We start from the raw sequence: 5,899 nt of genomic DNA, 5'->3' as shown, positions 1-5,899 counted from the left end.
CCCGCGGGCCCGCCGCGCCCCGCCGCGCGCGACCCGACCCGGCCGCGCCCGCGTTGCATCGCGCAACAATACTGCGCGACGCGCCGTCCGAGCACGCACGGATGATGCACCAGACGACGCGACCGTGCATTACAGCGGTGTAAACAAATCGCTCTCGGTTCGTGGAGTTCCGTGACAGGGTGATAGCAATGAGCGTTCCTGGCCGGGCACACAGTCGATCCACCTCCGGCCCAGGACCCTTGCATTCATCACCGAGAGAGGCATCGGACATGGCATCCGTGACCAAGTGGGGCAAGCGCGGCATCGCGCTCGGCGCCGGAGTGGCAGCGACGGCGCTGGTGCTCAGCGGCTGCGCGAGCAGCAGCGTGAGCGACACCGCGCTGAACGGCATCAGCATCGGGACGACCGACAAGATCACGTCGCTCGACCCGGCGGGCTCGTACGACAACGGCTCGTTCGCCGTGCAGAACCAGGTCTTCCCGTTCCTGATGAACACGCCGGTGGGCAGCCCCGACGTGAAGCCGGACATCGCGACCAAGGGCGAGTTCACGAACGACACCACGTACACGGTGACGCTCAAGAAGGGCCTGAAGTTCGCGAACGGCCACGACCTCACGTCGAGCGACGTGAAGTTCTCGTTCGACCGCGAGCTGAAGATCAACAACGAGAACGGCCCGCAGTCCCTGCTCGCCAACCTCAAGAGCATCGACACGCCGGACGACACGACGGTCGTGTTCAACCTGGACCACGCCGACCAGACCTGGCCGCAGGTGCTCTCCAGCCCCGCCGGCCCGATCGTCGACGAGCAGGTGTTCTCCGCCGACAAGCTCACCCCGGCGGCTGACATCGTCAAGGGCAAGGCGTTCGCCGGGCAGTACGAGATCACCTCGTACAAGGAGAACGACACGATCCAGTACAAGGCGAACAAGAACTACGACGGCCTCCTGGGCAAGCCGAAGACCGACGAGGTCACGGCGAGCTACTACACCAAGGAGACCGACCTCAAGCTCGCCGTGCAGAAGGGCGACGTCGACGTGGCGTACCGCTCGCTGACGCCGACCGACATCGCCGACCTCCGCAAGGACGACAAGGTCAAGGTCACCGACGGCCCCGGAGGTGAGATCCGCTACCTGGTCTTCAACTTCAACACGCAGCCGTTCGGCGCGAAGCAGTCGGACGCCGACGAGACCAAGGCGCTGGCCGTGCGCCAGGCCGTGGCCGACGTCGTCGACCGCGAGAAGCTCGCCAAGGACGTCTACAACGACACCTACTCGCCGCTCTACTCGATGGTGCCGGACGGCCTGACCGGCGCCGCGAAGCCCTTCGAGGAGCTCTACGGCGACGGCAACGGCGGCGCGGACGTCGACAAGGCGAAGGAGACACTGTCGAAGGCGGGTGTCACCGGCAAGGTGCAGCTCGACATCCAGTACGCGCCGGACCACTACGGTTCGACGTCGGACGACGAGTACGCCGAACTGAAGACGCAGCTCGAGAACTCGGGCCTGTTCACCGTGAACATCCAGTCGACGGTCTACACGACGTACGCGCAGGAGCGCACGAAGGACGCCTACCCGGTGTACCAGCTCGGCTGGTTCCCGGACTTCTCGGACGCCGACAACTACCTGTCGCCGTTCTTCACGAAGGACAACTTCGTGCAGAACCACTACGACGACCCGACGATCCAGGGCCTGATCTCCGACGAGCAGCAGGAGTCCGACAAGGACAAGCGCGCCGACCTCATCGAGCAGGCGCAGGAGCGTGAGGCGACGCAGATCTCGACGCTGCCGCTGCTGCAGGGCAAGTCGGTCGCCGTCGCGGCCAAGGACGTCAAGGGCCTGACCCTCGACTCCTCGTACAAGTTCCGGTACGCGACCCTCTCCAAGTAAGACCGGTTCCGGCCCACGGGGGCGTTCCCACGAGGAGCGCCCCCGTGACCGCGTCCCGAACGGCACCGAAAGGCACCCGCCCCCGTGACCCTCAGCACCCCAGAGGCGAGCTCGGAACTGGCCACCGACCCCACCAAGCCCGAGGCACAGCGACGTGCCAAGGGCCAGGGCGGCGGACTCGGCCGGTACGTCCTCGTCCGGTTCCTCCTCATCTTCCCGACCGTCTTCATCCTGGTGACGCTCGTGTTCTTCCTGATGCGCGTCATCGGGAACCCGATCACCGCCTCGGTCGGCGGTCGACTGACCCCGTCGCAGCTGCAGGAACGCCTGCACGCCGCGGGCTACGACCGACCGGTCTTCGTGCAGTACATCGAGTACCTCGGCAACATCGTCCGCGGCGACTTCGGGACGACCGCGACCGACAACCGGCCGATCACCGAGATCATCGTCACCTACGGCGGTGCGACCGCCGAGCTCGTCTTCTACGCGCTCATCGTCGCGCTGGTGCTCGGCATCCCGCTCGGCATGCTCGCCGCGTACATGCGCGACAAGTGGCCGGACGTCCTCTTCCGTGCGCTCGCGATCCTCACCTACGCGACGCCGGTGTTCTTCGGCGGCCTGCTGCTCAAGCTCGTCTTCTCCGTCTGGCTCGGGTGGCTCCCGCTCGGCGACCGCGCCTCCACCCGGGTGTCGCTCGTCCTCGACAACATCCCGGGTGCGACGGGCATCTACATCATCGACGCGCTCCGCACCGGCAACGCGCAGGTCATCGGGGACGTGCTGGCGCACGCCGTCCTGCCGGCACTGACGCTCGGACTCCTCACCGCCGGCATCTTCCTCCGGCTCGTCCGCGCGAACATGATCGGTTCGCTCGGTTCCGAGTACGTCGACGCGGCCCGCTCACGCGGCGTCCGGGAGGCGCGGCTCGTCCGGACGCACGCGTTCCGTCCCGCCCTCGTGCCGATCATCACGGTGATGGGACTCCAGATCGCCATGCTCCTGGGCGGTTCCGTCCTCACCGAGACCACCTTCGGGTGGCGCGGGCTCGGCTTCGAGCTCAACCAGTACCTGTCGGCCCGCGACTTCGTCGCGGTCCAGGGCATCGTCGCGATGCTCGCGGTGATCGTCGCGGTGACGAACTTCATCGTCGACGTCGTCGCCGCCCTCATCGACCCGAGAGTGAGGTTCTAGAGATGGCTGACACCTCCCTCGTCGACCGCCACGAGCCGCTGTGGAAGCGGCTGCCCGTCGTGCTGCAGCTCCGTCGGAGCACGGGCTGGCAGCGCGCCATGCTCATCACCGGCGTGGTCATCTGCGCCCTCTACATCATCGTCGCGATCGCAGCGCCGCTCATCGCCCCGTACGGCTTCGGTCAGCTGCAGGGTGCTGACGGGCAGAGCTTCCCGCGCACCGGTGCGCCGAGTGCCACGCACATCTGGGGCACGACCGTCGGTGGCTTCGACGTCTTCAGCCGCGTGGTCTACGGCGCCCGCACCGCGGTGCTCGTGGTCATCGTGGCCGTCGTCGTCTCGATCATCATCGGCGTGCTGCTCGGCATGGTCTCCGGCTACATCGGGGGCTGGCTCGACCGGATCCTCGTCGTGGTCGCGGACGCGATCTACGCGTTCCCCTCGCTGCTCCTCGCCATCGTGGTGTCGATCGTCATCTCGGGCGGCAACTCGAGCTACGCCGGCGGCATCATCGCCGCGGCGATCTCGATCACCGTCGTGTACGTCCCGCAGTACTTCCGGGTCGTGCGCGCCGAGGCCGTCCGCCTGAAGAACGAGGCGTTCGTCGAGTCCGCCCGGGTGATGGGCACCAACCCGTGGCGCATCATGACCCGGCACGTCCTCCGCAACAGCACGCGGAGCCTGCCGCTCATCCTGACGCTGAACGCGAGCGACGCGATCCTGACGCTCGCGGGCCTCGGCTTCCTGGGCTTCGGCATCGGTCCGACCAGCGGCGCGGAGTGGGGCTACGACCTCAGCCGGGCGCTGTCCGACGTCGCGAGCGGCGTCTGGTGGACCGGTGTCTTCCCGGGTGTCGCGATCGTGGTCCTCGTCCTCGGCGTGACGTTCATCGGCGAGAGCCTCAACGACATCTCCGACCCGCGCCTGCGTGCTCGACGTCGGCTGAAGCAGCTGGTGTCCCGCAAGCAGACCGCCAGCACGGAAGGGGCGACCGCATGACGGACGCGACCAACCGGCCCGGAACCCCCGGCCAGACCACCGCAACCGGCCAGCCGGGCGCCTCCACGCGCCTCCAGGCAGGTGACACCACCACCGAACCGGTGGCCGTCGTCGACGACCTGACCGTCACCTTCGCGACCGACAACGGCGCGGTGGACGCGGTCAAGGGCGTCAGCATCGACGTCCGGCCGGGCGAGGTCCTGGCGCTCGTCGGCGAGTCCGGCTCCGGCAAGTCGGTCACCGCGCGGAGCATGCTCCGGCTGATGCCCGAGACCGCGACGCTCGGCGGCGCCGTCTACCTCGACGGCACCGACGTCATCAGCGTCGGCGCGCAGAAGCTGCGCGAACTCCGGGGGACCGCCGGTGCGATGGTGTTCCAGGAGCCGTCGACCGCCCTCAACCCGGTCTTCACCGTCGGGTGGCAGATCGCCGAGGGCCTCCGTGCGCACGGTGGCGTGTCGAAGAAGGAGGCCCGTGCCAAGGCGATCGACTACCTCCGTCGTGTCGGGATCCCCGATCCGGAGACCCGGGTCGACCACTACCCGCACCAGTTCTCCGGCGGACAGAAGCAGCGCGTCGTCATCGCGAGTGCGCTCGCCCTCGAACCGTCGGTGATCATCGCCGACGAGCCGACCACGGCCCTCGACGTGACGGTCCAGGCCGAGATCCTCGACCTGCTCCGCCGCTGCCGCGACGAGTTCGGCGCCGCGATCGTCATCATCACGCACAACATGGGCGTCGTCGCCGACCTGGCCGACCGCGTCGCCGTCATGTACCAGGGCGAGGTCGTCGAAGAGGCGCCGGTCGCCGAGCTGTTCCGGTCGCCGCAGGCCGACTACACGAAGCGTCTGCTCGCCGCCGTGCCGCGGCTCGAGGCCTCCACCGGGGTCGCCCGCCGTGCCGCGATCAGCGAGGACGTCGAGCCGCTCGTCCGCGCACGCGGGCTCGAGATCGAGTACCCGGGACGACTCGGGTCGCACGCGTTCAAGGCCGTGAAGGGCGTCGACCTCGACATCCGACCCGGCGAGGTCCTCGGTCTCGTGGGGGAGTCCGGCTCCGGCAAGACGACCATCGGCCGGGCGATCGCCGGGCTGACGAAGATCACCGGCGGATCGCTGAACGTGCTCGGGACCGAGATGCTCGGGTACCGCGAACGCGACTTCAAGCGGCACCGCAAGGACATCGGGTTCGTCTTCCAGGACCCGGCGACCTCGTTCAACCCGCTGCTGACGATCTCGGAGTGCGTCGCCGAGCCGCTCGTCGTGCACGGCGAGGTGTCGAGTCCGCGTGCCGCCCGCAAGCGCGTCGGAGAGCTGCTCGAGGCGGTGCAGCTCCCAGCGGCGTACGGCGACCGGTACCCGCACGAGCTCTCCGGCGGCCAGCGGCAGCGCGCGTCGCTCGCCCGGTCGCTCGCGCTCCGGCCGAAGCTGCTCATCGCGGACGAGCCGACGAGTGCGCTCGACGTGTCCGTCCAGGCGCGCGTGCTGGAGCTCTTCCTCGAGCTGCAGCAGGACCTCGGGTTCGCGTCGCTGTTCATCAGCCACGACCTCGCCGTCGTGGGGGCGCTGTCCGACCGGATCGCCGTGCTCTACCGCGGCGACCTGGTCGAGACGGGCACCACCGCCGAGGTCCTCGGCTCGCCGCAGCACCCGTACACGCAGCGTCTCCTGGCGTCACTCCCGGTGCCGGATCCGGCGGAACAGGCGGAGCGACGGCGTACGCTTGTGGAACTGGAGAACGCCGGGTCCTGACCCGACGAGGCCATCTCAGGAGGCGGGGGGGGGGGGGGGGGGGGGCGGGGCGCGCCGGGGGGCGGGGGGGGGG

General features: G+C 68.9%; 4 protein-coding genes. All 4 read left to right on the top strand.

Annotated elements, in window-relative coordinates:
• The first annotated feature begins 269 nt into the window (after positions 1–269).
• The 4 genes from Q7F20_RS16510 to Q7F20_RS16495 all read left to right on the top strand — a co-directional run bounded on the left by Q7F20_RS16510 (position 270) and on the right by Q7F20_RS16495 (position 5,826).
• Complete coding sequence (locus tag Q7F20_RS16510) at positions 270–1,886, top strand: ABC transporter substrate-binding protein (RefSeq protein ID WP_305741158.1); 1,617 nt, start codon at positions 270–272, stop codon at positions 1,884–1,886.
• A gap of 84 nt (positions 1,887–1,970) precedes the next feature.
• The gene (locus Q7F20_RS16505; RefSeq protein WP_370871716.1) at positions 1,971–3,077 is read left to right on the top strand and encodes an ABC transporter permease; all 1,107 of its coding nucleotides are present in this window, start codon (positions 1,971–1,973) and stop codon (positions 3,075–3,077) included.
• Positions 3,078–3,079: 2 nt separating this feature from the next.
• On the top strand, positions 3,080–4,075 hold the full coding sequence (locus Q7F20_RS16500) for an ABC transporter permease (RefSeq protein ID WP_305741157.1): 996 nt from the start codon (positions 3,080–3,082) through the stop codon (positions 4,073–4,075).
• On the top strand, positions 4,072–5,826 hold the full coding sequence (locus Q7F20_RS16495; protein WP_305741156.1) for an ABC transporter ATP-binding protein: 1,755 nt from the start codon (positions 4,072–4,074) through the stop codon (positions 5,824–5,826). The genes Q7F20_RS16500 and Q7F20_RS16495 overlap by 4 nt, the downstream gene beginning before the upstream one ends.
• Positions 5,827–5,899: the final 73 nt, after the last annotated feature.

Origin of the sequence: Curtobacterium sp. A7_M15 (assembly GCF_030705415.1) — a bacterium.
Lineage (GTDB): Bacteria > Actinomycetota > Actinomycetes > Actinomycetales > Microbacteriaceae > Curtobacterium.
Note: the sequence above shows the minus strand (reverse complement) of the source record. Positions and strands in the feature narration are given on the sequence as shown.